This is a genomic window from Plantactinospora sp. BB1, from assembly GCF_003030385.1.
GTDB lineage: Bacteria > Actinomycetota > Actinomycetes > Mycobacteriales > Micromonosporaceae > Plantactinospora.
This window is the reverse complement of sequence record NZ_CP028159.1, coordinates 7,971,162-7,997,083: the sequence shown is the minus strand read 5'-3', so window position 1 is coordinate 7,997,083 and position 25,922 is coordinate 7,971,162. Positions and strand designations below refer to the sequence as shown.

Below are 25,922 nucleotides of genomic sequence, written 5' to 3'. Positions count from 1 at the left end.
CGCGATGGCCCGCGCCGGAGCCGGCGCGGGCCGTCGCGGAGACGGTTCGGGCGTTACTTGATCATGCGGATGGTCATCGGGTACCGGTACAGCACGCCCTCGTTGGCCTTCATGCCGGCGATGACCGAGAAGATCAGCACGATCACCCAGGCGATCAACGGCAGGAAGAACAGCACGATGGTGCAGGTCCCGACGATCAGCGAGACGATCGAGATGATGCCCCAGGTGATCTGGAAGTTGAGCGCCTCGACCGCGTGTGCGCGTACGGTCGGCGACTCGTTGCCCTTGGCGAGCAGCGCGACCAGCGAGGCGATGAAGCCGACCACGATGCCGCCGAAGTGCGCGATCAGGGCCCAGGTCTTCTCGTCGCTGTTGGCGTAGCCGGACGGTGCCGGGGCGCCGTACGGGTTGCCCGGCGGCGGGTAGCCACCCGGCGGCGGGTAGCCGGCGCCCGGGTACCCACCCGGGGGCTGACCGCCGGGGGGCGGGTAGCCGCCACCGGGAGGTGGGTAACCGCCGGCCGGCGGGTAGCCGCCGCCGGGCGGGGGATAACCGCCACCGGAGGTCGGATAGGTCCCGCCACCTGACGTCGGGTACGTCCCGCCACCGGAGGTCGGGTACGTCCCCGCGCCCGAGGTCGGGTACGTCCCGCCGCCCGAGGTCGGCGGGGGCGTGCCGGGCGCACCGTACTGCGGTGCGGCGGGCGGGGGGTACCCCTCGCCTGGTGTCGGGTATTGGCCCGGATTCATCGGGGTGGTCGGGTCCTGGGGCGGACCGCCGTATTCTCCGGGAGGGCGAGGCGGTTCAGTCATGGAGGTCACGGTAGGACTCCCGATCAACCAGCGCCAGCCGCCCCCCGAATCGAATCTGGACAATGGCCGACCGTACCTGCTAGGTCCACCGGGGTAGGGTGTGCTGGCAAGCCTGTTGTCCAGGTTCGGATATCCCCTCCAAACGATCATCGCGCCGGGTACGCCTTGGTCGTAGACTGGCACTCGCTACAGTCGAGTGCCAGGGCGGACCTGGCCCGACCGTCGTGGTCGCCCCGGTCGTTTCGCCCAGCCGGGGCCGGGACGTCGCAGGGAGGTGAGGATGGGTCTCGACGACCGCAAGCTCGACGTGCTGCGCGCGATCGTGGAGGACTACGTCGCCACCCAGGAGCCGGTCGGCAGCAAGGCCCTGGTCGAGCGGCACCAACTCGGGGTCTCCCCGGCCACCGTCCGCAACGACATGGCCGTGCTGGAGGAGGAGGGCTACATCCGGCAGCCGCACACCAGCGCCGGCCGGGTGCCCACCGACCGTGGTTACCGGCTCTTCGTGGACCGGCTCTCCCGGGTCAAGCCGCTCACCCCGGCCGAGCGCCGGGCGATCGAGCGTTTCATGGTCGGCGCGGTGGACCTCGACGACGTGGTGCACCGTACGGTCCGGCTGCTCGCCCAGCTCACCCGGCAGGTGGCCGTGGTGCAGTACCCGAGCCTGGCCCGCTCCGCCGTCCGGCACCTGGAACTGGTGCCGATCTCCACCACCCGGCTGATGCTGGTCATGATCGCCGACACCGGTCGGGTGGAGCAGCGGCTGGTCGAGCTGCCCATCCCGATCACCGCCGACGACGTGACGGACCTGCGCCGGCTGGTCAACGAGCGGCTCGTCGGCAAGAAGCTGGCCGACACCCCGCCGCTGGTCCAGGCGCTGGTCGAGGAGGTGCCTCCGGGGCTCCGCCCGGCGATGACCACGCTCGCCACGGTGCTGCTGGAGACCCTGGTCGAGCGGCACGAGGAGCGGATCGTGATGGCCGGCACCGCCAACCTGACCCGGGGCGGACTGCTCGACTTCCAGGGTTCACTGCGACCGATTCTCGAGGCGCTCGAGGAGGAGGTCGTTCTGCTCAAGCTGATCGGCGAGGTGGAGCCGAACACCCTCCAGGTGCGCATCGGCGACGAGAACGAGATCGACAACCTGCGGGCCACCTCGGTGGTCAGCACCGGATACGGTCCGGGTACGACCATCGTCGGCGGACTCGGCGTGTTGGGGCCCACTCGGATGGACTACCCGGGCACCATCGCCACGGTGCGGGCCGTGGCACGCTACGTCGGCGACGTGCTGGCGCAGAACTGACCACCAAGCTCACCCCTGACGACCGGCGGACGGTAACGCGAGACAGACATGAGGACACGGAACGCAGTGGCCAAGGACTACTACGGGATTCTCGGCGTCAGCCGGGACGCCTCCGACGACGACATCAAGCGCGCCTACCGCAAGTTGGCGCGGCAGTACCACCCGGACGTTAATCCGGATCCGGAGGCACACGAGAAGTTCAAGGACATCAACGCCGCGTACGAAGTCCTCTCGGACGACCAGAAGCGGCAGATCGTCGACCTCGGTGGCGACCCGCTGGCTCCCGGTGGCGGCCCCGGTGCCGGCCCGGGCGGTGCCGGCGGGCCGTTCGTCGGCTTCCAGGACATCATGGACGCCTTCTTCGGCGCGGCGGGTGGCTCCCGGGGGCCGCGTCCGCGTACCCGGCCGGGTGCCGACGCCATCCTGCGGCTCGAACTCGACCTGCACGAGACGGCCTTCGGGGTCGAGGCGCCGATCGCGGTGGACACCGCCGTGCTCTGCACCACCTGCACGGGGGCCGGCACGGCGCCCGGCACCCACCTGGCCACCTGCGAGGCGTGCGGCGGGCGGGGCGAGGTGCAGTCGGTCCAGCGCACCTTCCTCGGCCAGGTCGTCTCGTCCCGGCCGTGCACCGTCTGCCAGGGGTACGGCACGGTCATCCCGCACCCCTGCCCGACCTGCGCCGGGGACGGCCGGGTGCGTACCCGTCGCTCGCTGACCGTCAAGATCCCGGCCGGGGTCGAGGACGGCATGCGGATCCGGCTGGCCCAGCAGGGCGAGGTCGGCCCCGGCGGCGGTACTGCCGGCGACCTCTACGTCGAGATCCACGAGCGGCCGCACGACGTCTACTCCCGCAAGGGCGACGACCTGCACTGCCGGGTCACCGTGCCGATGACCGCCGCCGCACTCGGTACCCGGCTGACCATCAAGACGCTGGACAGCGAGGAGCCGGTCGACGTCAAGCCGGGCACCCAGCCGGGCTCGACGCTGCGGCTGCGGGCCCGGGGAGTGCCACACCTGCGCGGTACCGGCCGGGGCGACCTCTACGTGCACCTCGACGTGCGTACCCCGACCAAGCTCGACGCCGAGCAGGAGCGGATGCTGCGCGAGTTCGCCAAGACCCGGGGCGAGGAGGTCGCCGAGCTGACCAAGCAGGGCGGCTTCTTCTCCCGGATGCGCGACGCCTTCAACGGCCACGCCTGACGGCCACGCCTGACGGCCACGCCTGATTGGCGCGTCGTCCGGCCGGCGAGCCGTGCCGGCCGGACGACCCGCTAACCTGCTCGCCGTGAGCGCGCCGCTGTTCCTGGTCGAGTCGTTGCCGCCGGACGACTCCGTCACGCTGGACGGTCCGGAGGGGCACCACGCGGCGACCGTGCAGCGGCTGCGTACCGGCGAGGAACTGCTGCTCGCCGACGGACGCGGCGGCACCCTGACCGCCGTGGTCACCGCCGTCGGCCGGGGCACCCTGACCGCCGCGGTCACCTCCCGGCGGTACGTCGACCCGCCCGACCCGAGGCTGGTGGTGGTGCAGGGCATCGCCAAGGGCGACCGGGCCGAGCTGGCCGTGCAGGCGATGACCGAGGTCGGGGTGGACGAGATCGTGCCCTGGGCGGCGGAGCGTTCGGTGGCGCAGTGGCGCGGCGACCGGGGCGCCCGGGCCCGGGACCGCTGGGCGGCGACCGCCCGTGAGGCGGCCAAGCAGGCCCGCCGCGCCTGGCTGCCGACGGTCGCCGGCTCGGCGCAGGCGCCGGACGAGTCGACCCGGGCGGTGGCCCGGCGGGTCGCCGAGGCGGCGGCCGGTTTCGTGCTGCACGAGGAGGCGCGGGCGCGGCTCGGCACCGCCGACCTGCCGCCCTCCGGCGACATCGTGCTGGTGGTCGGTCCCGAGGGAGGCGTGTCGCCGGCCGAGTTGGCGACGCTCACCTCGGCGGGTGCCGTACCGGTCCGGCTCGGCCCGGAGGTGCTGCGTACCTCGACCGCCGGGGTCGCCGCCCTCGCCGTCCTCTCCACCCGCCTCGGCCGATGGTGACCCGCAGTTCAAGATTCTTGTAGATCTGCGGTCAGCTCCGAACCACAGATCTACAAGAATCTTGCGGGAAGGGGTGGGTCAGCGGTCGAGGGTTGTGGACTGGCGTATGTCGGCGATGCTGTGCGCCGCCTCGACCCGGTAACGGCCGGGGCGGGTCTGCCAACCGTCCCGCTCCCAGACCTGGAAGATCCGGGCCGGCAGGGGCACCCGGACCGTCGCCGCCGCTCCGGGAGCCGCCTCGGCAGCGGCGAAGCCGGCCAGCCAGCGGACCGGACGGTCCGGCTCGGCGGCCTCCGGGCCGACGTACACCTGCACCACCTCGCGGCCGGGGCGGCGACCGGTGTTGCGGACGGTGACCACCGCGACCGGCCCCTCCGCCCCCTCCTCGACGGTCAGCGACTCGTACGCCCAGTCGGTGTAGCCGAGGCCGTGCCCGAACGGGAAGAGCGGTGCGGCCCGCCAGCCCCGGTAGCCGACGAAGATCCCGTCGGTGTAGTCGAGCACCCCGTCGACCGGGGTGGTGGAAAGCGCCGGGCAGTCCTCCGGGCGGCGTGGCCAGGTGGTGGGGAGCCGTCCGCCCGGTTCCGCCCGGCCGAGCAGCACGTCGGCGAGCGCCGCCCCGGCCTCCTGCCCGGGAAACCAGGTGAGCAGGATCGCCGCCACCTCGTCGGCCCAGGGCATCAGCACCGGGGAGCCGGCGTTGACCACCACCACCGTCCGGGGATTGGCCGCCGCGACCCGCCGGACCAGCTCGTCCTGCCGGCCGGGCAGCGTGAGCGTGCTCCGGTCGAACCCCTCCGACTCGACCTCCTCGGTGGTGCCGACCACCACCACCGCCACGTCGGCGTCGGCGGCGATCCGGACCGCCTCGTCGAGCAGGGCGTCGTCCGGGGCGACCGCGGGCTCGGCGTGCCCGAGGGTGACGGAGACGAAGCCCGGGTGCTCGCCGTCGACCATCCGGCGGGTGAGCCGTACCTCGACCGGCTCACCGGCCCGTACGGCGATCTCGAACCGGCGCTCCACGGTGGCCCGGAAGACGGTGCCGGGCTCCTCCGACGGCTCGTAGAGCGGGCCGTCGAAGATTTCCGTGCCGTCCACGGTGAGGGTGAGGACCCCGAAGCCCTCGACGGCGAGCCGGGCGGTGCCGCTGCGCAGCGGCGTGTGCACGGCGGCGAGTTCGATGCTGACCAGCTCCTCCGGCGGCAGCCCGTCGGGCAGCTCACCCATCCAGCGCACCGTCGCCCGGTCCAGCTCCGTCCGGTAGCGCTCCCGGCCGTCGGCGTCGCGCAGCGTCGCGGTGATCGGCGTCCAGGCCACCCCGCCGGCCGCCGGCAGCCGGAGCCGGGGGTCGGCGCCGACCGCGTGGTCGAGGTCGGCCTCGGGCAGCGCGGCGGTCAGCCCGGCGAGCGGGGAGATGGCGTGCGGCGGCACGACCAGCGCACTGCCGCCGCCCTGGATCTGCGCGTCGTCGGCGAGCGCGCCGAGCACCGCGACCCGGCGCAGCTGACCCGGATCGAGCGGCAGCAGGTCGCCGTCGTTGCGGGCCAGCACGAAGGAGCGGACCGCGACCGCGTGCGCCAGGGCGGCGCCGTCCGGCGGGCGCGGCCGGTCGGCGGGGGCCACCGCCGGGGGTACGCCGTCGAGCAGCCCGACCCGGCCGGCGAGCCGGAGCACCCGGCGTACCTTGTCGTCCACCTCCGTCTCGGCGACCGTGCCGGCCCGGACGGCGGCGACCAGCGCGGCGCCCCACGGGTCCCCGGCGGCCGGCATCACCACGTCGAGGCCGGCGTTCGCGGACGCCTCAGTGCTCCTCGCCGCCGTCCAGTCCGAGACCACGATCCCGTCGAAGCCCCACTCCCGCTTGAGCAGGTCCCGGAGCAGGCCGGCGTGCTCGGTCATGGTGTGCCCGTTGACCCCGTTGTACGCCGCCATCACCGCCCAGACCCCGGCGGCGACGATCCGTTCGAACGGGGCGAGGTAGAGCTCTCGGAGCGCCCGTTCGGAGACCCGGACGTCCACGGTCATCCGGTCCGTCTCCGAGTCGTTGGCGACCAGGTGCTTGACCGTGGCCCCGACGCCGAGGTCCTGTACGCCGGTGACGTAACCGACGCCGATCTCGGCACTGAGCAGCGGATCCTCCGAATAGCACTCGAAGTGCCGGCCGCCGAGCGGGCTGCGGTGCAGGTTGACGGTGGGGGCGAGGAGCAGGTGGATGCCGTTGCGCCGGCATTCGGCCCCGAGCACCCGGCCCGCCTGCCGGGCCAGCGCGGGATCCCAGGTGGCGGCCAGCGCGGTCGGGCTGGGCAGGGCGATCGACGGGTTGTCCGGGGCCCAGCGGACGCCGCGTATCCCGATCGGGCCGTCGGACATGACCAGCGAGCCGAGCCCGATCTCGGGTACGGCCGGCAGGGTCCAGAAGTCCTGGCCGGAGAGGAGCCGGACCTTGGTCTCCAGGTCCAGCGCGGCGAGCGCCCGTTCGACCACCGCCTCCGCCGGGTCGGCCACCGCGTCCGCCCCGTCGGCCTTCGTCCCGTCCGCCCCGTCGGCCGCGTCCGCCCCGTCGGCCTTCGCTCCGTCGGCCTCCGCCGTGTCCCGCCGATCCACCGTCATCGTCGCGCCCCTTCCACCGGCCGGATATCGATCATCCTGCCAGTCCGGGCCGCCGCCCGCCGCCCGACGACCACCGCCCGATTTCCGGACTACTCCGGTCGGCGTCGTCCGGCGCCGGTCGGCGTCGTTCGGCGGCGGCGGTCAGGTACGCAGGTAGGAGGCACCGTTGAGGTCCACGATGGTGCCGGAGGCCCACTCCGCCTCGGGCGAGGCCAGCCAGTGCACGGCGGCGGCGATCTCCTCCGGCCGGGCGATCCGGTTGAACGGGCTCTGCGCCCGGATCGCGTCGCCGCGCGGCGCCTTGAGGTGCTCGTTGGTCATGTCGGTCTCGACGAAGCCGGGCGCGACCGTGGCGACCGCGATGCCGTACGGGGCGAGGGCCACCGCCAGGGACTGGCCGAGCGCGTTCAGCCCGGCCTTGCTGGCGCCGTACGCCGGCTGCGTCGGCTCGCCCCGGAACGCGCCCCGGGACGAGACGTTGACGATCCGGCCACCCGGCTGCGGCAGGTGCCGGGCGGCACACCAGATGGTGTTGGCCGCGCCCAGCAGGTTGACGTCGAGGGTGCGGCGCCACTGCTGCTGCCACTGCTCGTAGGAGGACTCGAAGACCGGGTGCCCGGCATCCGCACTGCCGAAGACCCCGGCGTTGTTCACCAGTACGTCCAGGCCGCCGAGCCGGTCGGCCGCGTCGTCGACCATCGCGCGTACCTCCTCCGGGTCGGCCAGGTCGGCCCGGACCACCACGTGCCCCTCGCCGGGCAGGGCCGCGACGAGTTGCTCGGCCAGCGGCGTCGAGTCGCGGTGGTGCACGGCCACCCGATCGCCTCCGGCGGCGAACGCCGTCGCCACCGCCCGCCCGATCCCCCGGGACGCCCCCGTCACCAGCACCGCTCGTCCAGTCATCCGGCCATGATGCCGGTCGCCGCCCACCCCGGCCCGACCGGGCCGGCCCGGCCCGTGCCGGAGCGCGCCGGCCGGGCCGTGTCGCGCCGTGCGCTAACGGTGCCGTGTCGCGCCGTGCGTCAACCGGACCGCGTCGTGCCGGGTGCCGGCCGGGCCGCGTCGTGTCGCGTGCCGGCCGGGCCGCGTCGTGCCGGGTGCCGGCCGGGCCGCGTCGTGCCGGGTGCCGGCCGGGCCGCGTCGTGTCGCGTGCCGGCCGGGCCGCGTCGTGCCGGGTGCCGGCCGGGCCGCGTCGTGCCGGGTGCCGGCCGGGCCGCGTCGGGCAGGGGCAGCCCCTACGATGGCGATGATGGAGACCAACTGCCTGTTCTGCCGGATCGTCGCGGGCGAGATCCCGGCCACCGTCGTCCGGGAGACCGACACCACGCTCGCCTTCCGGGACATCGACCCGAAGGCACCGGTGCACGTGCTGGTGATCCCGAAGGAGCACTACGCCGACGTGGTGACCCTGACCGAGGCCGATCCCGGGCTGGCCGGCGACGTGCTCGGCACCGCGGCGGTGGTCGCCGAGACCGAGGGACTGGCCGCCGACGGCTTCCGGCTGATCTTCAACACCGGCCCGTACGGCGGGCAGGAGGTCTTCCACGCCCACGCCCACGTGTTGGGCGGCGCGCCGCTGGGGCCGATGCTGGCCCGCTGAGCGCGGCTTCCCCCGCCCCGCCCCACCGGTCGGGAAACCCGCGCGGACCGGGGCGGCCGGGGCGGTGGCCAGCGGGGACGGCCAGGTGGGCGGGCGTTAGGATCCGTGATCTTGGCGAAGGGATCGCCGGCGAGGGGGCATCGTGGCCGAGGGAGACGGACGGTTCGAGCGGCTGGTCCGGCAGGCGCAGGCCGAGTCCCGGATCCCGGCGGTCTCCGCCGCGCTGCACCGGGCCGACCGGCCGCTGCGGACCTGCACGGTCGGCACCACCGGCAACGACGCGCCGCTGGGCCCCGGTACGGCGTTCCGGATCGGCTCGGTGACGAAGACCTTCACCGCCGTACTCGTGATGCAGTGCCGGGACGACGGCCTGCTCGACCTGGACGACCCGATCGGCGCGCACCTCGACGTACCGGCGCACGGCGAACTGACCGTACGTCGGCTGCTGTCGCACACCTCCGGGGTGCAACGCGAGCCGTACGGCGACATCTGGGACACCCTGCACACCCCGGAACTCGACGAGTTCCTCGCCGACCTGGCCCGGGCCGAACGGGTGCTCCCGGCGGCCCGCCGCTTCCACTACTCCAACCTCGGCGCCGCGCTGCTCGGCCAGGCGGTCGCCCGGCTGCGTGGCGGTACCTGGGCGGAGGTGCTCGCCGACCGGGTACTCGGTCCGCTCGGGCTGGCCGACACCCAGCCGCAGCCGCCGGCCGGCGCGGCGACCGGGTTCCTGGTCGACGCCTACTCCGACCACGCCCGGCCGGAGCCGAACACCGACCTCGGCGCGGTCGGCCCGGCCGCGCAGCTCTGGAGCACCGCACCCGACATGGCCCGCTGGGCGGCGTTCCTGGCCGACCCGGCGGCGGTGGACCCGGCCGGCGCGGTGCTCCGGTCCACCACCCTCGACGAGATGCGCTGGCCGCTGACGGTGACCGACGAGTCGCTCTGGACCGCCGGGTTCGGGCTGGGACTCATCCTGCTGCCCCAGCGGGACGCGTCGGGCGCCGCCGAGCGGATCACGCACGTCGGGCACGACGGCGCGATGCCGGGCTTCCTGGCCAGCGTCTACGGCCGGCGTGGCGGGCCCGGCACCCCGGGGGCGATGGGGTGCGCGGTGCTCGGGTCCTCCGGTACCGGCGTGGCGGTGAACGACCTGACGCACCAGCTCCTGGCCGCCTCGGCCCAGGACGATCCCGCCGACATCGTGCCGTGGGCTCCGGGCGAGCCGGCTCCGGAGCCGTACCGTGGGCTGCTGGGCCGCTGGTGGGGCGAGGGCTTCGAGTACGTCTTCTCGTGGCGGGACGGCACCCTGCGGGCCCGGGGCGCGGCCGATCCGGCCGGAAAGCCGCCGGCCGTCTTCGCGCCGCTGCCGGACCGGCCGGACGTGCTGCGTACGGTCTCCGGCCGGGAGGTCGGCGAACTGCTCCGGCTGACCCGGGACGACCGGGGCGAGGTGGTCAGGATGCACTGGGCCACCTACCGCTTCACCCGCCGCCAGGAGACCTTCGACCGCTTCGACTTCCGCGCGAGCTGACGGCTGGTGCCTCCCGTGTGGTTCCCGCCGGCGCGCCGGGCCCCGACCCGTGCCGGAGCGGCGTCACCGCCGTCCCGTTACGCCCAGGTAGTCCAGGTCGGCGGGGGTGCCGGCCGGTCGGCGAGCGGACCGGCCGCGCCGGCCTCGCGGCGGCGGGGCGGCTCGGTGGGCTCCTGCGCGGACGGGGTGCGGCACGCCCTGCCCGGGCCGGCGGTCGGTGGCGGAAATGGGCAGCGTGCCGTCGGCGTTGAACAGATACGATGACTCCAACGTCCGCACGTCGCGCGACCGGCCGGGAGACTCCCGGCGGCGCAGCGGCACCGAGATCGGAAGCAGGTGGCACAGGGCCTCGGGCCCGACCCATGACCGGTACCCCACCCCCCGGGCAGCCCCGGGTGCAGACCAGGATCACGGTCCCAGACCCCAAGATCATGGTTAATCTGCTCGGCGCGGGCGACGAGATCCTGCGGCTCATCGAGCGGTCGATCCCCAGTGACGTGCACGTCCGGGGAAACGAGATCACCCTCACCGGTGCCCCTGCCGACAACGCCTTCGCCGAGCGGCTCTTCACCGAGCTGCTTGAGTTGATCGAGAAGGGCGAGACACTGACCACGGACGCCGTGCGGCGTACCCTCGGCATGATCGAGCAGGGCGGCACCGAGCGCCCCGCCGAGGTGCTGACGCTCAACATCCTGTCCCGGCGCGGCCGGACCATCCGGCCCAAGACGCTGGGCCAGAAGCGGTACGTCGACGCGATCGACGGCAAGACCATCGTCTTCGGCATCGGCCCGGCCGGCACCGGCAAGACCTACCTGGCGATGGCGAAGGCCGTGCAGGCGCTCCAGGCCAAGCAGGTGAACCGGATCATCCTGACCCGGCCGGCGGTCGAGGCCGGCGAGCGGCTCGGCTTCCTCCCCGGCACCCTGCACGAGAAGATCGACCCCTACCTGCGGCCGCTCTACGACGCGCTGCACGACATGCTCGACCCGGACTCCATCCCCAAGCTGATGGCCGCCGGGACGATCGAGGTCGCGCCGCTGGCATACATGCGGGGCCGTACCCTCAACGACGCGTTCATCATCCTCGACGAGGCGCAGAACACCACGCCCGAGCAGATGAAGATGTTCCTCACCCGGCTGGGCTTCGGCTCCAAGATCGTGGTGACCGGTGACGTGACCCAGGTCGACCTGCCCGGCGGGACGACCAGCGGCCTGCGCGCCGTCCGGGACATCCTCGAAGGCGTCGACGACGTGCACTTCGCCCAGCTCTCCAGCTCCGACGTCGTGCGGCACCGGCTGGTCAGTGACATCGTGGACGCGTACGCCCGCTGGGACGCCGAGCGGGAGTCCCAGCAGCAGGGCCAGGGCGTGCACGCCGTACCGGGACGGACCGCGCACGGCGGCCGGACCGGCCGGCGCCGCTAGACCGGCCGACAGTGCGGCCACCACAGCTTCCGACAGCGCATCAGGGGAACCAGTTGTCCATCGAGATCGCCAACGAGTCGGGGAGCAGCGTCGACACCGACGCCGTGCTCGCCGTCGCCCGGCACGCCCTCGACGAGATGGGAGTGAACTCCCTCGCCGAGCTGTCGGTGCTGCTCGTCGACGTCGACTACATGACCGAGCTGAACCACCGCTGGATGGGTGGGGACGGCCCGACCGACGTACTCGCCTTCCCGATGGACGAGGGGAGCGTCGACCACGGGCCCGGCGAGGTGAACGGCGGCGAGCCGGCGCTCCTCGGCGACATCGTGCTCTGCCCGGAGGTGGCCGCCAAGCAGGCCGCCACGGCCGGGCACTCGGCCGCCGACGAGCTGCACCTGCTGACCGTGCACGGCGTACTGCACCTACTCGGCTACGACCACGCCGAACCGGAGGAGGAACGGGAGATGTTCGCGCTACAGGCGCGGCTCCTGGACAGCTGGCGCGCGACCCGGACCCAGTGATGCCTGGTCATTTAGCCGCGCTGCCCGCGCCGCTGGCGTCCACCGTCAGCGCCCCGGGCGGCCTACCCGATCTCGCACTGCTCTTCTTCGCCGCCGGCCTGGTGGTGCTCGCCGGCATCTTCGCGATGGCCGACGCCGCGCTCGGCGCCGTCTCCCCGGCCCAGGCCGGTGAGCTGGCCCGGGACGGCGTACGCGGCGCGCGTACCCTCCAGGTCGTCGCCGCCGACGCGGTGCGGCACATCAACCTGCTGCTGTTGCTGCGACTGCTCTGCGAACTGACCGCGACCGTGCTGGTCGCGCTCGTCGCGGTGGACACCTTCGGCGCCGGCTGGACCGCCGCCCTGGTCACCGCGGGCGCGATGACGGTGGTCAGCTTCGTGGTGGTCGGCGTGGCGCCGCGCACCATCGGCCGGCAGCACGCCTACACGGTCGGCCGGGTCACCGCGCCGCTGGTCCGCTGGCTGGGCCGGGTGCTCAACCCGCTCGCCTCGCTGCTGATCCTGATCGGCAACGCGGTGACCCCGGGGCGCGGTTTCCGGGAGGGCCCGTTCGCCACCCAGGTCGAGCTGCGCGAGCTGGTCGACCTGGCCGAGCAGCGCGGCGTCGTGGAGCACGGCGAACGGCAGATGATCCACTCCGTCTTCGCGCTCGGCGACACCATCGTCCGCGAGGTGATGGTGCCGCGTACCGAGATGGTCTGGATCGAGGCGCACAAGAGGCTGCCGCAGGCGCTGGTGCTCTTCCTCCGCTCCGGCTTCTCCCGGATCCCGGTGATCGGCGACAGCGTCGACGACGTGCTCGGGGTGCTCTATCTCAAGGACGTGATCCGGCAGACCCAGGGCGACGACCCCGCCGCCGCCGAGCGGCCGGTCTCCGAGGTGATGCGGACCGCCACCTTCGTACCCGAGTCGAAGCCGGTCGACGACCTGCTCTCCGAGATGCAGGCGGCCCGGACCCACATGGTGATCGTCGTCGACGAGTACGGCGGCACCGGCGGGTTGGTCACCATCGAGGACATCCTGGAGGAGATCGTCGGCGAGATCACCGACGAGTACGACGTCGAGCGCCCGCCGGTCGAGCGCCTCGACGACGGCCAGGTGCGGGTCACCGCCCGGCTGCCGGTCGAGGATCTCGGCGAGCTCTTCGACGTCGAGTTGCCGGCCGACGAGGTGGAGACCGTCGGCGGGCTGCTCGCCCAGTCCCTCGGCCGGGTGCCGCTGCCCGGTGCCTCGGCCGACGTGGGCGGGCTGCGGCTGATCGCCGAGGGCACCACCGGCCGGCGCAACCACATCGACTCCGTACTGGTCCGCCGGCTCACCGAGGCCGACGAGCCGGAGCAGCAGCAGACCGCCACCGACCCCGAGTCCCGGGGCGCACAGAACACCCGGGAGCAGCACTCCCGGGCCGAGGAGAGGCAACCCGCCGATGCCTGACCCGTCCGCCCCACCGACCGCCCCGGTCGGTGGACACACCCCGTCGGCGACGGTCGAGCTGACCGCCGAGGACACCAAGCTGGTGGTCCTGGCCCGGGGTGCCCGGGGCCGGGTCGGCGCGGTGGAGGGCGCGGCAGTACGCGACCAGGACGGCCGGACGTACGCCGCCGCCAGTGTCTCGCTGCCGTCGCTGACCATCACCGCGTTGCAGCTCGCGGTCGCCTCGGCGGTCGCCGCCGGAGCGACCCGGCTGGAGGCCGGTGCGGTGGTGACCGAGGCGTCGACGCTGGACGGCGCCGGGCACGCCGCCGTCCGGGACCTCGCGGCGGACGCGCCGATCCACGTCGCCGCCCCGGACGGCACCCTGCTCGGCACGGTGCTGGAGTGACCGCACCCCGCTCCGCCGGCCAGCAGGCAGGCGGCCGCTCCACCGGCCAGGCGGCCGGGCACCGCTCGACCGGCCAGGCGGCCGGCTACCGGGCCGGGTTCGCCTGCTTCGTCGGGCGGCCGAACGCCGGCAAGTCGACGCTGACCAACGCGATCGTCGGGCAGAAGATCGCGATCACCTCCAACAAGCCGCAGACCACCCGGCACGTGATCCGGGCCGTACTGCACCGGCCGGACTCGCAGCTCGTGCTCGTGGACACCCCCGGGCTGCACCGGCCGCGTACCCTGCTCGGCGAGCGCCTCAACGACCTGGTCCGGCAGACCTGGAGCGAGGTCGACGTGATCGGCCTCTGCATCCCGGCGGACGAGCCGATCGGCCGGGGCGACCGGTTCATCACCGGCGAGCTGGCCGAGCTGAAGGCCAAGGTGCTGGCGGTGGTCACCAAGACCGACCTGGTGGACCGGAAGCGGCTGGCCGAGCAGTTGCTCGCGGTCAGCGAGCTGGGCGACTTCGCCGAGGTCGTACCGGTCAGCGCGGTCTCCGGCCACCAGGTGGACACCCTGGTCGACGTGATGACCGGCTACCTGCCGCCCTCGCCGCAGCTCTATCCGGACGACATGCTCACCGACGAGCCGGAGCAGATCCTGGTCGCCGAGCTGATCCGGGAGGCGGCCCTGGAGGGGGTCCGGGACGAGCTGCCGCACTCGATCGCGGTGGTGGTCGAGGAGATGATCCCCGAGGACCGGCTGATGAAGATCTACGCCGACGTCTACGTGGAACGCTCCAGCCAGAAGGCGATTGTGATCGGCGCCCGGGCCAGCCGGCTCAAGGACGTCGGCATCCGGGCCCGGCAACAGATCGAGGAGCTGCTCGGCACCCGGGTCTATCTCGACCTGCACGTCCGGGTGGCCAAGGACTGGCAGCGGGATCCGAAGCAGCTCCGCAAGCTCGGCTTCTGAGCCCGGTCGCGGATCGGTCGGGGGAGGGGACGCGAATGCCGGCACGGCTACTGGTCACCGGCGCGGCCGGGCGGATCGGACGGCTGCTCCGGCCCCGGCTGGCCGGCCCGGAACGGTTCCTGCGGCTGCTCGACGTCGCCGAGCAGCCTCCGGCGGCGCCCGGCGAACCGGTGGAGATCGTCCGCGCCGACCTGCACGATCCGGTGGCGCTGGCGTCGGCCTGTTCCGGCGTCGACGCCGTACTGCACCTAGCGGCGATTCCCGGCGAGGACACCTTCGCGGAACTGCTCCGGGTGAACGTGGCGGGCACCCAGAGCCTGCTGGAGGCGGCCCGGGTGGCCGGGGTACCCCGGGTGGTGCTCGCCTCGTCGATCCACGCGGCCGGCTGGTACCGCCGGGCCGGCAGCAGCCCGGAGCCGGCCGGCGTACCGGCACCGACCGGGCCGGACGGGGTGCCGGCGACGGCGCCGCCCCGCCCGGACACCTACTACGGCTGGTCCAAGGCGGCCGTCGAGTCGCTCGGCAGCCTCTACGCCGACCGGTTCGGCATGGTGGTCTTCGCGCTGCGGCTCGGCGCATGCTTCCCCGAGCCGCCCGGGATCAGCGGGCTGGAGAACTGGATCTCCCCGGACGACTGTGCCCGGCTGGTCGACGCCTGCCTGCGGTCGGACGCCACCGGTTTCCGGCTGCTCTGGGGGATCAGCCGGAACAGCCGGCGGTGGTGGTCGCTGGCCGAGGGGCGGGAGATCGGGTACGAGCCCGAGGACGACGCCGAGCCCTACGCCGACCGGGCGCGTCCGCTCGACGGCGAGGAGGCCACCGCCGGTCTGGTCGGCGCGCAGTTCTGTGCCTATCCGCTCGGCGAGCGGCAGTGACCCGACGGGTGACGGGGCCGCGCGGCCGGACCGGTGGCGTCTCCGGCCCTCGGAGAGCGCATGAAATCGGTGCATGTCGAAGGACGGCACTGGGTAGGGTGCGGATCCATGGGAAAAATCCTCTCCGTCAACCTGGCCGTGCCCGAGCCGAACAGCGCCAAGGCGGTCGGGACCACCGGCATCAACAAGCGTCCGGTGGACGGGCCCGTACTGGTCCGGGCACCCGGGCCGAAGAAGGTCGGGCTGGGCAGCGGCCTGGTCGGTGACCAGATCTTCGACCTGGCGCACCACGGCGGCGACGACCAGGCGGTCTACGCGTACGCCCGGGAGGACTACGACTGGTGGGAGGCGGAACTGGGGCGCCCGCTCCCCGGCGGCCTCTTCGGGGAGAACCTGACCACGGTCGGGCTCGACGTGAACGGGGCGGTTCTCGGCGAGCGGTGGCAGGTCGGCTCCGAGCTGGTGTTGCAGACCACGTTCGGCCGGATCCCGTGCGCCACCTTCCAGGTCAAGATGGGGCTGCCGCGCTGGCTGAAGCGGTTCACCCAGGCGGCCCGGCCGGGGGCGTACCTCCGGGTGGTGCGGCCGGGGCAGGTGCGCGCCGGTGACGAGGTGACGGTGTCGCACCGGCCGGAGCACGGGGTGACGGTCGCCGAGGGGTTCCGGGCCTGGATGTCCGAGCCGGAGCTGCTGCACCGGCTGCTCGCCGTCGAGGAGGCGCCGGAGGAGTTGCGCGAGCAGGTCAGGCGGCGGTTGGGGGTCTGACCCGGTAGGGGTGTCCGACGGCGGTTCCGGGCCGTTCGCCGCGAATTCCCGGAGGGTTCATCGCGGAACCTGCGCGGGATCGGTTGTCCGGGCGGGGATGCGGGGTACGAAGGCATCCTGTCCCCTCCTCCCGGCGACAAGTCAGGCTGATGCGAAACCGGTACTACGACCTGCTCCGCTGTCTTGCCATCGTCCGAGTCGTCGTCTACCACGTCACCGGTTGGGCCTTCCTCACCCTGGCGTTCCCGGCCATGTCGGTGATGTTCGCGCTCGCCGGGGCGTTGATGGCCAGTTCCCTCGACCGCTGGGGTCCCGCGGCGGTCGGCCGGCGGCTGCGTCGACTGCTGCCGTCGCTCTGGCTGGTGGCGCTGCTCTTCGTACCCGCGATGCTGCTCACCGGCCTGGCGCCGTCCTGGCGGCTGGTCTTCTGGGTACTGCCGCTGGCCGACCCGCCGGCCAACTCCTGGGGCGCGCTGACGCTGAGCGTGGTCTGGTATCTGCGCGACTACCTGTGGTTCGTCGGAGTCTCGCCGCTGGCCCGCTGGCTGTTCCGCCGCTGGCCGGTGCCGACGCTGCTCGCCCCGTACCTGCTGCTCGGGGTCGTCGAGTTCGGCTATCCCGAGGCGCCGGGACTGCTCCGCGACTTCGGGCTCTACTACGGGGCCTGGCTGCTCGGCTTCGCCCAGCACGACGGGCTGCTGCGGCGGATGTCCCGCCGGCTGCTGCTGGCCGTCGCGGTACCGGTCGGCGCGGTCGGGCTCGCCTGGACCCTGAGCCACCAGGGGCCGCGCGGCTACGACCTGAACGACGTACCGCTGGGCAACGCGCTCTGGTCCGTCGCCTTCGTGCTGCTGGTCTTCGGCTTCGCTCCCTCGGCGGTCGCCCCGGTCGACCGCTGGGCGCCGCTGCGCCGGGCGGTGACCGTGCTGAACGCCCGGGCGCTGACCGTCTATCTCTGGCACATGCCCTTCGTGATCGCCGTCAACGAGCTGCTCTCCGGGCTCGGGCTCGCCCATTCCTCCGCGCTCGGCCTGGCGGCCCGGCTGGCCGCCGTCGCGGTGCTGGTGGCGGTCGCGGTCGCGCTCTTCGGCTGGGTCGAGGACGTGGCGGCCCGGCGTCCACCGTGCCTGCTGCCCGGCGGCACCGTCCGGGCGTCGGCCGGCGGCGCCACGGCGGCGGTCCGGAGGGAGCCGGCCCGGGGTACGCCGGCCGGCGAGCCCGCCGGGCTCAGTTCGACCGGACGGTGATGTCGCCGCTGCCGGTCTGCATGTCGAGTACGGACTTCGCGGCCGGGTCGTTCGGCACCCGCACGTCGGTACTGCCCGAGTCGGCGTGCGCGGTCACCTGGTAGCCGCCGGCCGGTACGGTGACGTCGATCGAGCCGCTCGACGCGCTGGCCTGGACCGAGCCGGCGGCGACGAGGGTCAGCGAGATGTCGCCGGAACCCGTCTGCGCGCTGACCTTTCCGGCGCCCAGCGAGCGTCCCTCGATCGATCCGGAGCCGGCCCGGGCCGAGACGGTGCCGGGTACCCGGTTCAGCCGGATGTCCCCGGAGCCGGTCTCGACGCGTACCGCGCCGCTCGCGTCGGTCACCGAGATGTCGCCGGAGCCGACCTTGATGTCCACCGTCGTCAGCGCGGTCAGGGTGACGTTCCCGGAGCCGTTCTCGCCGCGCAGCGCGACCCCGGCCGGGGCGAGGACGTCGTAGGAGACCCCGCAGTGCTTGCCGCAGTCGGTGTCCAGGACGAGCTTCGTGCCCTCGATCCGGTAGGTGGCGTCGTTCGGCTCGGGGCCGCGGTACTGCACCACCCGCTCGATCCGGACGTTCTGCACCGCTCCGGTCCGGATCACCACGTCTCCGGCGCCGGGGAGCACCTCGATCTCGGTGATCTTCACGTCCTCGGTCCGGTCGTAGGTGAGGCGCTGTTCGGCGAAGCCGTCGCAGCCGGCGAGGCCGATCAGGGCGACCAGGGCGAGACCGCCGGTCAGGGCGGTGGTCCGGGAAACCAGCATTGCCGAAGGGTATGGCGGCGGCGGGGCCCGGGACATCCGGGTCCGCCACCGACCGACCCCGATCCGACCCTGAGAACCGTCTCAGGGTCGCCGACCGGGGCAGCGTCGGGCGGACCGGGCGACCGGCGGGGTCCGGCGGCAGGGAACAATGGGCGGGTGCCCGGGTACCGCCGACAGCTCTACCGCGACGACGCGGTGGTGCTGCGCGTGCAGAAACTCGGCGAGTCCGACCGGATCATCACCCTGCTGACCCGCCGGCACGGCCGGCTGCGGGCGGTCGCCCGGGGGGTACGCCGGACCACCTCGCGGTTCGGTGCCCGGCTGGAGCCGTTCGGCCACGTCGACCTCCAGATCGCCGGTGACCCGAAGGGCGAGCAGGGCAGCTCGCTGCACTCGATCAGCCAGGTGGAGGGGATCGCGCTCTACGGCAAGGCGTTCGTCTCCGACTATCCCCGCTACACGGCGGCGAGCGCGATCGCCGAGACGGCGGAGCGGCTCACCCCGGTCGAGCGGGAGCCGTCGCTGCGGCTGTTCCAGCTCACCCTGGGCGGGCTGCGCGCGCTCGCCGACGGTGAGCACGCCAGCACGCTGGTGCTGGACGCCTACCTGCTGCGCGGGATGGGGCTGGCCGGCTGGGCACCGGCGCTGGTCGCCTGCGCGGTCTGCGGTACGCCGGGCCGGCACGGCGCGTTCTCCGTACCCGCCGGGGGTTGTGTCTGCCCGGACTGCCGGCCGCCCGGCGCCGCCCATCCGGCGCCGGCCACCCTCGACCTGATGGCCGCGCTCGCCTCCGGGGACTGGCGGACCGCGGACGCCGCCGAGCCGCCGCACCGCCGGGAGTGCAGCGGGCTGGTGGCGGCACACCTGCAATGGCATCTGGAGCGGGGGTTACGCTCCTTGCCGCTGGTCGACAGGGGATCGACCGGTGAGCGGACCGAGCGGGCGCGGCACCTCCCGCGCCCCGACCCGGCGGACGTAGCGAAGGAAGCACAGTGATCCGAGCGATGACCAACCGGGGCCGTCGGGGCCCGGTGCCACCGACCCCGCACCCGTCCGGGGCCCGCCCCCCGGCGCTGCCGGTCGAGGCGCTGCCGAAGCACGTGGCGGTGGTGATGGACGGCAACGGGCGCTGGGCCAAGCAGCGCGGACTGCCCCGGACCAAGGGTCACGAGCAGGGCGAGTACTCCCTCTTCGACACCATCGAGGGCGCGATCGAACTCGGCATCCCCTATCTGTCGGCGTACGCCTTCTCCACGGAGAACTGGCGGCGCTCGCCGGACGAGGTGCGCTTCCTGATGGGCTTCAACCGGGACGTCATCCGGCGCCGCCGGGACCAGTTGGTGGAGCTGGGGGTCCGGGTCGTCTGGTCCGGGCGGGCCGGCCGGCTCTGGAAGAGCGTGATCTCGGAGTTGCAGACGGCCGAGGAGATGTCCCGGGGCAACTCGACGCTGACCCTCCAGTTCTGCGTCAACTACGGCGGGCAGGCCGAGATCGCCGACGCGGCCGCCGCGATCGCCCGGGACGTCGCCGCCGGCAGGGTGGATCCGGGCAAGGTCAACGAAAAGATGATCTCGCGGTACCTCTACCACCCCGAGGTGCCGCCGGTCGACATGTTCCTCCGCCCCTCCGGCGAACAGCGGATCTCCAACTTCCTGCTCTGGCAGAGCGCGTACGCCGAACTGGTCTACCTGGACACCCTCTGGCCGGACTTCGACCGCCGCCACCTCTGGTACGCCTGCGAGCTGTACGCGCAGCGGGACCGCAGGTTCGGCGGTGCCCTGCCCAACCCGGTCGCGCCCGGACCGGCACACGGCTGACCGCGCGGGCCCGCGGAAGACGGTTCGACTTCGAGTCGAAAAACAGGTGCGCCCGGGGAGCGAACCGGGCTATGGTCCAGACATGCGGTACTGATGCCCCTTCATCCGAGCCGACCCGCCCGCCTGTTCCGCGCGGCGCGGGTGCCAGCGCTCCGGGCGTCCGTGCCGTTCCGCCTTCTCCGGCGACCCGTCACCGATCGGTGACACCTCCGCGAACGGACTCCCGGGATCCCATTCCCGCGCGCCGCTGCCGCTGCGCAAGCAGGGCGGTCCCGACCAGGAGGAGAGAACACCGTATGCCTGCCAAACGAAAGTCCAGGAAGACCACCGGCTCGACCGGTAAGGGCGGTTTCCCGGCCCGGGTCGCCCGGCCGGCGGACGACCCGATCGAACTCGCCGCCCCGATCGTGCTGCCGGGTGACGACACCCCGACCGGGTCGCCGGGTGACGACAGCCCGGCACGCCCGCGGCCGGCGGCGCCGAAGGCGGGTCCGGCGATCCGCAACGGCGGCGGCCCGGCCGGTGTCGGGCGTGGTCGGGGCAGTGCGTCGTCCCGCCAGTACGCCTTCCGGCGCAGCTGAGCCGGCCGCACCGATCCACCGGGAACGGCGCCGGGCCACCCGCCCGGCGCCGTCCGCCCTGTCCGGGGGAGGCCCCCGTCGCCGAATCGCGCGCACACGGTGGCGCCGACCGGCCTCCCGATGGAGCTGATCCAATGTGATACTTACTCGACTTCCGGTGACGGGGTGGCTGGTCCGCGGGGCGGTGGAGGGTCGGGATGACGGGCGAGGTCTCCGGGGCACAACCGCTCCGGCCCACCGATCCACGCCAACTCGGCCCGTGCGAGCTGGTCGGTCGGCTCGGTGAGGGCGGCATGGGCACCGTCTACCTGGCCCGGCTGGCCGATGCGCGGACGGTCGCGGTCAAGGTGATCCGGCCGGACCTGGCGCACGACGCCGAGTTCCGGCGCCGGTTCCGGGGCGAGGTGAAACGGGCCCGGCAGGTGCCGCCGTTCTGCACCGCCGAGGTACTCGACGCCGACCCCGACCACGACCCGCCCTACCTGGTCGTCGAGTACGTCGACGGCCCCAGTCTGTCCACAGTGGTCGCCGACCGTGGCCCGCTCACCCCGGGCAACCTCTACGGACTCGCGATCGGGATGGCGACCGCGCTCACCGCGATCCACGGCGCCGGGGTGATCCACCGCGATCTCAAGCCGAGCAACGTGCTGCTGCCGCCCGGCAGCCCGAAGGTGATCGACTTCGGGATCGCCCGCGCGATGCACGGCACCGCCGCCGGTACCCGTACCGACCAGGTGATCGGCACGGTGGCGTACATGGCGCCGGAACGGTTCGAGCCGGCGACCAAGGGGGTACTCACGCCGGCCGCCGACGTCTTCGCCTGGGGCGCCGTGGTGGCGTACGCCGGCACCGGGCGTACCCCGTTCGCCGCCGAGACACCGGCCGCGACGGCGGTACGGATCATGACCGAGGAGCCCGATCTCGACGGGTTGACCGGACCCCTGCGCGAACTGGTCGAACTGGCGCTGGCCAAGGAGCCGCACCGCCGGCCGAACACCCGTGACCTGCTGGACCGGCTGCTGGCCGGCGGGCCGGGCCGAACCGGGCAGGTCGCCGAGACGCTGGTCCGGCAACCGGACCTGCTGGCTGCGGCCGAGCAGGCGCAGGCCGTCACCGACCAGCGCCCGCTCGCCGAGACCGCGCTGGTCGGACGTTCGGCGGCCGGGCCCGGCACGGCGAGCCCGCCCGGCGCCCCGGAGCGGTTCGCCGGCAACCCGTACGGGCTGGTCGTGCGGGACGCCCCTCCGCCCGGCACCTCCGGCGTGACCGTCCCGGGAGCCGTCGATCCGGCAGCCGCCGCCGGCCCGCCCGGTGTGGCCCAGCCCGCGCCGCCGCCCGGTCAGCCGGTCGCCCCCGCCGCACCGGACCGTCGAGGAGGCGGCCGGTGGGGGACGCTCGCCAGCGCGCTCTTCGCGCTCGTCGGACTGCTGGGCGCGGCGGTCACCGTCGGCTACGCCAGCGGGGTGCTGCCGCCCGGCGCGGAGCGGCCGGGAGTCGGCCAGACCCCACCGGGTCCGCTGGCCAACGCCGGACCCGGCGCCACGATCGGTGGCCCGACCGGGCCGGCGAGTCCCACCCCGTCCGCCGGGGCACCGCCGCCCGGCCGGGTGGTGGTCGCCGATCCGCTGACCAGGTCCGGCCTCTGGACACCGAGGACGGACCAGCGGCACCGGGTCGGCTGCGAGTTCGACGGCGGACTGGTGGTCTCCAAGCAGAGCGACGGCCCGTACCGGTGCCCGGGGCCGCAGCGGGTCTGGGCCGACGTACGGGCCGAGGTCGACGTCGTCCTGGTCGAGCCGGTCAGCTGCGCCGGGATCTGGTTCCGGTTCACCGACGCGCAGGGCGGGTACGTGCTGCGGATCTGCGCCGACGGGTACCACCTGATGCGGCACGGGCCCGATGCCGCGCTCGAGGCCGGCGACTTCCCCTTCCCCGCGGATCGGCGGCCGAACGGCCGGATCCGGGTCGGCGTGGTCGCCGACGGCGAGGAACTCCGCTTCTATCAGGACGGTCGGCAGATCGGCGCGGCCCGGGACGACGCGCCGGTGGCCGGCCGGGTGGTGCTGGGCATCTTCTCCGACCCGACCTCCGACCCGGACCGGGAGCCGTCCTACCGGGTCTCGTTCGGCGACATCGAGATCGCCACCCTGGACTGACCGGGCCCGCGCCGCCCGGCGGAGACTGGTCGGCGCCGCGCCGCCCGGCCGGGCGCGTCTGCCGGCGGGGCCCGGTCGGGTCAGCCGACCAGCGGGCGGAAGGCGCCGAGTGCGACGCTGACCGCGAGCGCTCCGCCGGCCAGCATCGCGGCCCCGGCGACCAGGGCGGCGTCGGCGACGGTGAACCGCTGCCGGCGTGCCGACGTACGCGGCGAGCCCGAGTCGAAGCCCCGGGCGTCCATCGCGGTGGCCAGCCGGGTACCCCGGCGGATCGCCCCGACCAGCAGGGCGAACGCCGTCGAGCCGAACAGCCGCAGCCGGGCCAGCGGATTCCGTCCGGCGTCGACGCCCCGGGCCCGCCGGGCCAGGCTCAACATCCGCCACTCCAGGGCGAGCAGCGGTACCAGCCGGAACGCGGCCAGCGCCCCGATCGCGAACCGGGGCGGCGCCTTGACGTTCTGGATCAGCGCGTCCGTCAGGTCGGTGGGATCGGTGGTGGCGAAGACGAGTACGCCGGGCAGCGCCACCGCGATCACCCGCAGCGCCATGCCGAGCGCGGTGCCGAGTACCCCGGTGGTGACCTCCACCGGCCCGGCCTGCCACAGCAGGCTGCCGGTCCGCTCGGCGGCGAAGAGCACCAGGGTGCAGAGGATGCCGAGGGCGCTGAGCAGCAGCGTCCAGGCCCGGCGGGCCAGTGCGGCGTACCGGACGCCGAAGAGCGGCACCACGGCGAGCTCGAAGGCGATCGCCACCGCCGGAGCCACCGGGTCCACCGTGACGATCAGCGCCACCGAGAAGATCATCGCGGCGGCGACCTTGGCCACCGGGTTGCGCCGGGCCAGCGGTGCGCCGGGGGTGGCGATCGGCTGGTACGGGATCATCGGGCCCGCCCCGCCGCCCGGGTCTGCCCCGACTCCGTCGCCCCGTCGCCGCCGAGCCGGATCGTCCGGTCGGCCAGCGCGGCGACGAAGTCGGCGTCGTGGGTGACGGTGACGATGCCGTGCCCGTCGTCGCGGAGCCCGGCGAGCAGGTCGACCAGTTCGAGCCAGGTACGCCGATCCTGGCCGAAGGTCGGCTCGTCCAGCACCAGCAGCCGGGGCGCGGTGGCCAGCGCGGTCGCCACGCTCAGCCGCCGCGCCTGCCCACCGGAGAGGGTGTACGGGTTCGCCGCCGCCAACCGGTCCAGCCGGAGCCGGACCAGCAACTCGTCCACCACCGACCGGACCGTCGCCTCGGGCCGGCCGATCCGGCGCGGCCCGAGCGCCAGCTCCTCGAAGACGGTGCCGCGGACGAACTGGTGCTCCGGATCCTGGAAGACCGAGCCGATCCGGCCGGCCAGCACCGGCGCCCGCCACCGGTGCGGTGCGGTGCCGGCGTGCCGCCCGGCCAGCTCCGGGGAGGCCGACAGCCGGCCGCTGCCGGGCCGGAGCAGCCCGCCGAGCAGCAGCGCCAGGGTTGACTTGCCGGCACCGTTGCGGCCGAGCACCGCGAGCGCCTCGCCGGCGCGTACCCGCAGGTCGGTGCTTGCCAGCCGGGGTGGCAGGCCGAGCCGGTCGGCGGTGAGCAGCGCCTCGCCGGGTCCGGTCGCGGCCCGGCGCGGTGCCGGCGGCGGCCCCGGCACCCAGACCCCGGCGGCGGCCAGTGCCGTGCCGTGCGCCGCGAAGATCCGCTCCGGCGGCCCGTCGGCGCGTACCCCGCCGCCCGGTTCGAGCACCACCACCCGGTCGACCAGTGGCAGCGCCTCCGACACCCGGTGCTCGACCAGGATCAGCGTGGTGTCGTCGTCGACCGCCGCCCGGACCGCGTCGCGGACCAGCTCGGCGCCGGCCGGGTCCAGGTTGGCGGTCGGCTCGTCGAGCAGCAGCAGTCCGGGCCGCAGCGCCAGCACCCCGGCCAGGGCGAGCCGCTGCTGCTCGCCGCCGGAGAGCGCGGCGGTGGACCGGTCCAGGCCGTACGGGAAGCCGACCCGGTGCAGGGCCTCGGTGACCCGGGGCCAGATCTCCGTCGCCGGTACGCCCCGGTTCTCCAGGCCGAACGCCACGTCGTCACCGGCCCGGTCCATCACGAGCTGGGTCTGCGGGTCCTGGAAGACGATCCCGACCCGCTCCCTCGCCTTGCGCGGATCGAGCCCGTCGATCTCGACGGTGCCCTCCTGCTCGCCGGAGTCCTCGGCGAGCAGCCCGGCCAGTGCCGCCAGCAGGGTGCTCTTGCCGGCACCGGAGGCGCCGAGCAGGAGTACCCGCTCGCCGTGCCCGATCCGCAGGTCGACGTCGCGGACCGCCCAGGCCCGCCGGCCCGCGTGCCGCCAGCCGAAGCCGCGCAGCCGCACCTCACTCATGCCGGCACTCCGCTTCGCTGCGTGCCGTCATGAGGCTCATCCGCACTGAGCTGGCTGATTCGCTCGCTCCGCTCGCTCACGACGGCACCACCGCAGTCGCGCCGCTCACACGGCGGTGCGGTCTCGACCGGCCGGGAACCGGTCCAGCACACCGGTCTGGGCCAGGGCCCGGGTGAGCGCCCAGCCGCCGGCACCGGCCAGCACCGCCGAACTGAGCACGGTGAAGAGGAAGACCGGCAGCCGGAACGAGTCGAAGTCGTACTCGGAGTAGTAGCGGATCTGGTCGAAGATCGCCGCGGCGAGCCCGGCCAGCAGGCCGGAGGCGACCGCCACCGGCAGCCGGAACGAGCGGTACCCGACGGCGAGGAACGCCAGCTCGGCGCCGACGCCCTGGGCGAGCCCCTGGAGGATCGCGACGGTGCCCCACTGGCTGCCGAGCAGCACCGAGACGAAGGCGGCGAGGAACTCGCAGTAGAGCGCCGCACCCGGCTTGCGGATCACCAGGCCGCCGAGCACGCCGGGTACCAGCCAGATGCCGTAGATGACCGCCTGGGCCGGCGGGAAGAAGGTGAAGGCACCCTCGGTGGCACCCCAGACCAGGTTCCAGGCCCAGAAGATGACCCCGAACGCGACCGCGATGACCGAGGCGACGACGATGTCGACGGTGCGCCATCTGGTGGTGGTGGACGAACTCATGGGCATGCCTCCCAGTCGCGTGGCGAACCAGGCAAGACGCACGCCGCAACCCGGGACGGCCCGGA

Annotated in this window: 24 protein-coding genes; 17 read left to right on the top strand and 7 right to left on the bottom strand. The window is 73.9% G+C overall.

Translation table 11 applies throughout. The features are described 5' to 3' along the window. Window positions 1–53 precede the first annotated feature (53 nt). Window positions 54–812 (bottom strand): DUF4870 domain-containing protein, encoded by a 759-nt coding sequence (locus tag C6W10_RS35120; RefSeq protein WP_107263293.1) that lies wholly within the window; start codon window positions 810–812, stop codon window positions 54–56. A gap of 280 nt (window positions 813–1,092) precedes the next feature. Between C6W10_RS35120 and hrcA the strand changes: the two genes are divergently transcribed. The 3 genes from hrcA to C6W10_RS35105 all read left to right on the top strand — a co-directional run bounded on the left by hrcA (window position 1,093) and on the right by C6W10_RS35105 (window position 4,147). After that, entirely contained in the window at window positions 1,093–2,115 is a 1,023-nt protein-coding gene (hrcA, locus tag C6W10_RS35115; protein WP_107263292.1) for a heat-inducible transcriptional repressor HrcA, read from the top strand. Window positions 2,116–2,181: 66 nt separating this feature from the next. Beyond that, on the top strand, window positions 2,182–3,318 hold the full coding sequence (gene dnaJ, locus C6W10_RS35110; protein WP_199187901.1) for a molecular chaperone DnaJ: 1,137 nt from the start codon (window positions 2,182–2,184) through the stop codon (window positions 3,316–3,318). Between the two features lie 85 nt (window positions 3,319–3,403). Continuing rightward, a complete protein-coding gene (locus C6W10_RS35105) occupies window positions 3,404–4,147 on the top strand; it encodes a 16S rRNA (uracil(1498)-N(3))-methyltransferase (protein ID WP_107263291.1) in 744 nt (247 codons plus the stop codon). A gap of 78 nt (window positions 4,148–4,225) precedes the next feature. On the opposite strand, the gene C6W10_RS35100 is transcribed toward C6W10_RS35105, so the two are convergent. Further along, complete coding sequence (locus C6W10_RS35100) at window positions 4,226–6,757, bottom strand: glycoside hydrolase family 3 C-terminal domain-containing protein (RefSeq protein ID WP_107263290.1); 2,532 nt, start codon at window positions 6,755–6,757, stop codon at window positions 4,226–4,228. Between the two features lie 141 nt (window positions 6,758–6,898). Further along, window positions 6,899–7,660 (bottom strand): SDR family NAD(P)-dependent oxidoreductase, encoded by a 762-nt coding sequence (locus C6W10_RS35095; protein WP_107263289.1) that lies wholly within the window; start codon window positions 7,658–7,660, stop codon window positions 6,899–6,901. A gap of 343 nt (window positions 7,661–8,003) precedes the next feature. On the opposite strand from C6W10_RS35095, the gene C6W10_RS35090 reads away from it, so the two are divergent. From C6W10_RS35090 to C6W10_RS35045, 10 genes are all read left to right on the top strand, one after another. Then, on the top strand, window positions 8,004–8,357 hold the full coding sequence (locus C6W10_RS35090) for a histidine triad nucleotide-binding protein (RefSeq protein WP_107264534.1): 354 nt from the start codon (window positions 8,004–8,006) through the stop codon (window positions 8,355–8,357). 142 nt (window positions 8,358–8,499) lie between these two features. Then, complete coding sequence (locus C6W10_RS35085) at window positions 8,500–9,891, top strand: serine hydrolase (protein WP_107263288.1); 1,392 nt, start codon at window positions 8,500–8,502, stop codon at window positions 9,889–9,891. A 362-nt stretch (window positions 9,892–10,253) separates the two neighbouring features. Beyond that, window positions 10,254–11,315 carry a PhoH family protein gene (locus C6W10_RS35080; protein ID WP_107263287.1) on the top strand — a complete coding sequence of 354 codons (1,062 nt, stop codon included), beginning with the start codon at window positions 10,254–10,256 and terminating at the stop codon, window positions 11,313–11,315. Between the two features lie 53 nt (window positions 11,316–11,368). Then, complete coding sequence (gene ybeY, locus C6W10_RS35075) at window positions 11,369–11,836, top strand: rRNA maturation RNase YbeY (protein WP_107263286.1); 468 nt, start codon at window positions 11,369–11,371, stop codon at window positions 11,834–11,836. Continuing rightward, complete coding sequence (locus C6W10_RS35070) at window positions 11,836–13,269, top strand: hemolysin family protein (protein WP_107263285.1); 1,434 nt, start codon at window positions 11,836–11,838, stop codon at window positions 13,267–13,269. Before ybeY ends, C6W10_RS35070 begins: the two co-directional genes overlap by 1 nt. Next, the gene (locus C6W10_RS35065) at window positions 13,262–13,657 is read left to right on the top strand and encodes a cytidine deaminase (protein WP_107263284.1); all 396 of its coding nucleotides are present in this window, start codon (window positions 13,262–13,264) and stop codon (window positions 13,655–13,657) included. Before C6W10_RS35070 ends, C6W10_RS35065 begins: the two co-directional genes overlap by 8 nt. Further along, the gene (era, locus tag C6W10_RS35060) at window positions 13,654–14,616 is read left to right on the top strand and encodes a GTPase Era (RefSeq protein WP_234361530.1); all 963 of its coding nucleotides are present in this window, start codon (window positions 13,654–13,656) and stop codon (window positions 14,614–14,616) included. Before C6W10_RS35065 ends, era begins: the two co-directional genes overlap by 4 nt. 35 nt (window positions 14,617–14,651) lie before the next feature. Continuing rightward, on the top strand, window positions 14,652–15,491 hold the full coding sequence (locus tag C6W10_RS35055) for an NAD(P)-dependent oxidoreductase (protein ID WP_107263283.1): 840 nt from the start codon (window positions 14,652–14,654) through the stop codon (window positions 15,489–15,491). Window positions 15,492–15,599: 108 nt separating this feature from the next. Further along, window positions 15,600–16,256 carry an MOSC domain-containing protein gene (locus C6W10_RS35050; protein ID WP_107263282.1) on the top strand — a complete coding sequence of 219 codons (657 nt, stop codon included), beginning with the start codon at window positions 15,600–15,602 and terminating at the stop codon, window positions 16,254–16,256. A 149-nt stretch (window positions 16,257–16,405) separates the two neighbouring features. Beyond that, the gene (locus tag C6W10_RS35045; RefSeq protein ID WP_107263281.1) at window positions 16,406–17,503 is read left to right on the top strand and encodes an acyltransferase; all 1,098 of its coding nucleotides are present in this window, start codon (window positions 16,406–16,408) and stop codon (window positions 17,501–17,503) included. Here C6W10_RS35045 and C6W10_RS35040 read toward each other — a convergent pair. Further along, complete coding sequence (locus C6W10_RS35040; protein WP_107263280.1) at window positions 17,484–18,269, bottom strand: DUF4097 family beta strand repeat-containing protein; 786 nt, start codon at window positions 18,267–18,269, stop codon at window positions 17,484–17,486. The two genes, C6W10_RS35045 and C6W10_RS35040, sit on opposite strands and share 20 nt — an antisense overlap. 156 nt (window positions 18,270–18,425) lie before the next feature. Here C6W10_RS35040 and recO point away from each other — a divergent pair, with 156 nt between their 5' ends. From recO to C6W10_RS39280, 4 genes are all read left to right on the top strand, one after another. Beyond that, window positions 18,426–19,265: a DNA repair protein RecO gene (recO, locus tag C6W10_RS35035; protein WP_107263279.1), complete on the top strand. Its 840-nt coding sequence runs from the start codon at window positions 18,426–18,428 to the stop codon at window positions 19,263–19,265. 8 nt (window positions 19,266–19,273) lie between these two features. After that, a complete protein-coding gene (locus C6W10_RS35030; protein WP_199853596.1) occupies window positions 19,274–20,086 on the top strand; it encodes an isoprenyl transferase in 813 nt (270 codons plus the stop codon). Window positions 20,087–20,382: 296 nt separating this feature from the next. Then, window positions 20,383–20,667: a hypothetical protein gene (locus C6W10_RS35025; protein WP_107263277.1), complete on the top strand. Its 285-nt coding sequence runs from the start codon at window positions 20,383–20,385 to the stop codon at window positions 20,665–20,667. Window positions 20,668–20,864: 197 nt separating this feature from the next. Further along, entirely contained in the window at window positions 20,865–22,823 is a 1,959-nt protein-coding gene (locus C6W10_RS39280) for a serine/threonine-protein kinase (RefSeq protein WP_107263276.1), read from the top strand. Window positions 22,824–22,903: 80 nt separating this feature from the next. Here the strand turns inward: C6W10_RS39280 and C6W10_RS35015 are convergent, their stop codons facing one another. The 3 genes from C6W10_RS35015 to C6W10_RS35005 form a co-directional block, all read right to left on the bottom strand. Next, complete coding sequence (locus C6W10_RS35015) at window positions 22,904–23,704, bottom strand: energy-coupling factor transporter transmembrane protein EcfT (protein ID WP_107263275.1); 801 nt, start codon at window positions 23,702–23,704, stop codon at window positions 22,904–22,906. Further along, window positions 23,701–25,161 carry an ABC transporter ATP-binding protein gene (locus C6W10_RS35010; protein WP_107263274.1) on the bottom strand — a complete coding sequence of 487 codons (1,461 nt, stop codon included), beginning with the start codon at window positions 25,159–25,161 and terminating at the stop codon, window positions 23,701–23,703. The genes C6W10_RS35015 and C6W10_RS35010 overlap by 4 nt, the downstream gene beginning before the upstream one ends. Before the next feature lie 105 nt (window positions 25,162–25,266). Beyond that, window positions 25,267–25,857, bottom strand: a complete 591-nt coding sequence (locus C6W10_RS35005) for an ECF transporter S component (protein WP_107263273.1) — start codon at window positions 25,855–25,857, stop codon at window positions 25,267–25,269. Window positions 25,858–25,922: the final 65 nt, after the last annotated feature.

Bases quoted from the DNA above. Each gene is read 5' to 3' on its own strand.
- C6W10_RS35045 (WP_107263281.1), top strand. From the start codon at position 16,406: ATGCGAAACCGGTACTACGACCTGCTCCGCTGTCTTGCCATCGTCCGA.
- C6W10_RS35010 (WP_107263274.1), bottom strand. From the start codon at position 25,161: ATGAGTGAGGTGCGGCTGCGCGGCTTCGGCTGGCGGCACGCGGGCCGG.
- C6W10_RS35120 (WP_107263293.1), bottom strand. From the start codon at position 812: ATGACTGAACCGCCTCGCCCTCCCGGAGAATACGGCGGTCCGCCCCAG.
- C6W10_RS35030 (WP_199853596.1), top strand. From the start codon at position 19,274: ATGACCAACCGGGGCCGTCGGGGCCCGGTGCCACCGACCCCGCACCCG.
- C6W10_RS35090 (WP_107264534.1), top strand. From the start codon at position 8,004: ATGATGGAGACCAACTGCCTGTTCTGCCGGATCGTCGCGGGCGAGATC.
- hrcA (WP_107263292.1), top strand. From the start codon at position 1,093: ATGGGTCTCGACGACCGCAAGCTCGACGTGCTGCGCGCGATCGTGGAG.
- C6W10_RS35070 (WP_107263285.1), top strand. From the start codon at position 11,836: ATGCCTGGTCATTTAGCCGCGCTGCCCGCGCCGCTGGCGTCCACCGTC.
- C6W10_RS35080 (WP_107263287.1), top strand. From the start codon at position 10,254: ATGACCGGTACCCCACCCCCCGGGCAGCCCCGGGTGCAGACCAGGATC.
- C6W10_RS35040 (WP_107263280.1), bottom strand. From the start codon at position 18,269: ATGCTGGTTTCCCGGACCACCGCCCTGACCGGCGGTCTCGCCCTGGTC.
- C6W10_RS39280 (WP_107263276.1), top strand. From the start codon at position 20,865: ATGACGGGCGAGGTCTCCGGGGCACAACCGCTCCGGCCCACCGATCCA.
- C6W10_RS35005 (WP_107263273.1), bottom strand. From the start codon at position 25,857: ATGAGTTCGTCCACCACCACCAGATGGCGCACCGTCGACATCGTCGTC.
- C6W10_RS35100 (WP_107263290.1), bottom strand. From the start codon at position 6,757: ATGACGGTGGATCGGCGGGACACGGCGGAGGCCGACGGAGCGAAGGCC.
- C6W10_RS35025 (WP_107263277.1), top strand. From the start codon at position 20,383: ATGCCTGCCAAACGAAAGTCCAGGAAGACCACCGGCTCGACCGGTAAG.
- C6W10_RS35095 (WP_107263289.1), bottom strand. From the start codon at position 7,660: ATGACTGGACGAGCGGTGCTGGTGACGGGGGCGTCCCGGGGGATCGGG.
- C6W10_RS35015 (WP_107263275.1), bottom strand. From the start codon at position 23,704: ATGATCCCGTACCAGCCGATCGCCACCCCCGGCGCACCGCTGGCCCGG.
- C6W10_RS35050 (WP_107263282.1), top strand. From the start codon at position 15,600: ATGGGAAAAATCCTCTCCGTCAACCTGGCCGTGCCCGAGCCGAACAGC.
- C6W10_RS35055 (WP_107263283.1), top strand. From the start codon at position 14,652: ATGCCGGCACGGCTACTGGTCACCGGCGCGGCCGGGCGGATCGGACGG.
- C6W10_RS35065 (WP_107263284.1), top strand. From the start codon at position 13,262: ATGCCTGACCCGTCCGCCCCACCGACCGCCCCGGTCGGTGGACACACC.